Here is a 2,166-nt window from a genome sequence, read left to right on the forward strand (position 1 = left end):
GGGTGCAGATCTTGTGAGGGTGCCTCGTTGGGGTGATTCGCAGGGGTTCGGGATGCGCCGGTGTGGGGCGGTCTCTACCGTCGGCGAGGTGAGTCGGCCGTGGGTGCGGGCTCTGGGTGAGGCGGGGTGGTGTGGTGCCGTCATTGATGGCCGCGTTGGATGCCAGGGAGAGTGAATGCCGGGCCAGGGTCGCGGAGTTGCGCAAGCAGATCGCAGAGCTCTCCGAAGCGATGTCCCAGGCGGAGGCCGAACTGTCTCGGCTGCAGATCACGCGGGAGACGGTGAAGCAGGTGCTGGCTGACGGTCCGGTGGCCACGAGTGATGCCTCCGTGCCGGCGGCGTCCGGGCCGGTCGATGTTGCCGCGGCGCTGTTGGCCGCCGAGGCCGCGGGCGATGTGACGGTGATGTCGCCGGACTACCAGCGGATCATCGCGCTGTTCGCGACGTCGGGGTCGGCGTGGCGGTGCAAGGACGTGTGCGTGGAGCTTGGGCTGGAGACCGAGGCCCGCCACGTGGAGGGCATGCGCTCGAAGCTGAAGCGCCTGGTGGAGCGGGGGATCCTCGCGGAGACCGCGCCGGGGCTGTTCAGGGTGGACGGACGGGAGTTGGGCTGGTGAGCGCCGCCCTGGAGGCTGGCGGTCTGGCGGTGGCCGAGATCGCGTTCGCCGCCTCCCGCGGCCTGTTCGAGCAGGTCGCCAGGGATCTGACGTCGTCGGATGCCGCCGCGTTGACGCATTCAGGGCTGGAGGACCTGCTCGCGGCGCGGATGCGCGAAGTGACCCAGCAGTTGTTCCAGGACCATCTGGATCTGCGCGCGGTGCGCGAGCGGCGGGCCGGGCAGGTGGTCGATGCGGCCGGTGTCGAGCGCACCCGGATCGAGCGGGGCCGGACCCGGATCCTGGCCACGGTTTTCGGGAAGGTCGCCGCGACCCGGATCGCCTACCGGGCCACCGGCTCGGCTGATCTGCACCTGGCCGACGCCGCGCTGAACATGCCGGCCGGGATGCACAGTCATGGGCTGGCCAGGCTCGCCGCCACCGAGTCCGCCCGCGGCTCGTTCGCCGAGGCGGTCGACCGCGTCAACGCGCTGACCGGTGCAGGGATCGGCCACCGGCAGGTCCAGGAGCTCGCCGTGGCCGCCGCGGCCGACATCGATGCTTTCTACCAGGCCCTGGTGCCCGAGCCGTGCACCGACGCCACGCTGCTGGTGCTGTCCACCGACGGCAAGGGCGTGGTGATAAGGCCCGAGGCGCTGCGCGAAGCCACGGCGAAGGCCGCCGCGGCCAAGAGCGGCAACAAGATGGCGACCAGGCTCGCACCCGGGGAGAAGAGTGGTCGCAAACGGATGGCCACCCTGGGCACCGTCTACGACGCCGAGCCCGCCGTCCGCGGCGTCGACGACATCCTCGCCGACTCCGCCGACCCCGTGAAGGAGCGTCGTCCGGGCCCGAAAGCCAGGTCCAAGTGGCTGTGCGGCTCGGTGAACGATACCGCTGAGCAGGTCATCGCCGCCGTATTCGACCAGGCCGAAGCCCGCGACCCCGGGCACCGCCGGACCTGGGTCGTGCTGGTCGACGGCGCCCGGCACCAGCTCGACCTCATCCGAGCCGAGGCAGCACGCCGGAACGTCACCGTGCACATCGTCATCGACATCATCCACGTGCTCGAATACCTGTGGGGTGCCGCGCACTGCCTGCACCCGGCCGGCGACCGCACGGCCGAGGCCTGGGTCGCCGGACACGCCCGCACCATCCTGGCCGGAGGCTCCGAGCAGGCTGCGGCCTCGATCAGCGCCGCCGCCGACGCCGTCGGGCTCAGGCCCGGCTCACGCAAGGGCATCGACGACGCCGTCGGCTACCTCAAGAACAAGGCCGCCTACCTGCGCTACGACACCGCACTGACCGAAGGCTTCCCGATCGCCACCGGGATCATCGAGGGGGCGTGCCGCCACCTGATCAAAGACCGCCTCGATATCACCGGAGCCCGCTGGGGCCTTTCCGGCGCCGAAGCCGTTCTGAAACTCCGTGCTCTGCGCAGCAACGGCGACTTCGACACCTACTGGGCCTGGCACGAGACACAGGAGTTCACGCGCAATCACCAGGCCCGATACCGCGACACGCTCATACCAGCGGCGTGATCGCCAGAACCCTCATTAGATCTGCACCC

Annotated in this window: 2 protein-coding genes; both read left to right on the forward strand. The window is 70.3% G+C overall.

All coding sequences use genetic code 11. The annotated features are described in order from the left end of the window. Nucleotides 1–197 precede the first annotated feature (197 nt). Nucleotides 198–617 carry a hypothetical protein gene (locus tag KV557_RS41620; protein WP_256178746.1) on the forward strand — a complete coding sequence of 140 codons (420 nt, stop codon included), beginning with the start codon at nt 198–200 and terminating at the stop codon, nt 615–617. A 23-nt stretch (nt 618–640) separates the two neighbouring features. After that, complete coding sequence (locus tag KV557_RS41625) at nt 641–2,137, forward strand: ISKra4 family transposase (protein WP_374106736.1); 1,497 nt, start codon at nt 641–643, stop codon at nt 2,135–2,137. Nucleotides 2,138–2,166: the final 29 nt, after the last annotated feature.

It is taken from the genome of Kitasatospora aureofaciens (genome assembly GCF_019192735.1).
GTDB lineage: Bacteria > Actinomycetota > Actinomycetes > Streptomycetales > Streptomycetaceae > Kitasatospora > Kitasatospora aureofaciens_A.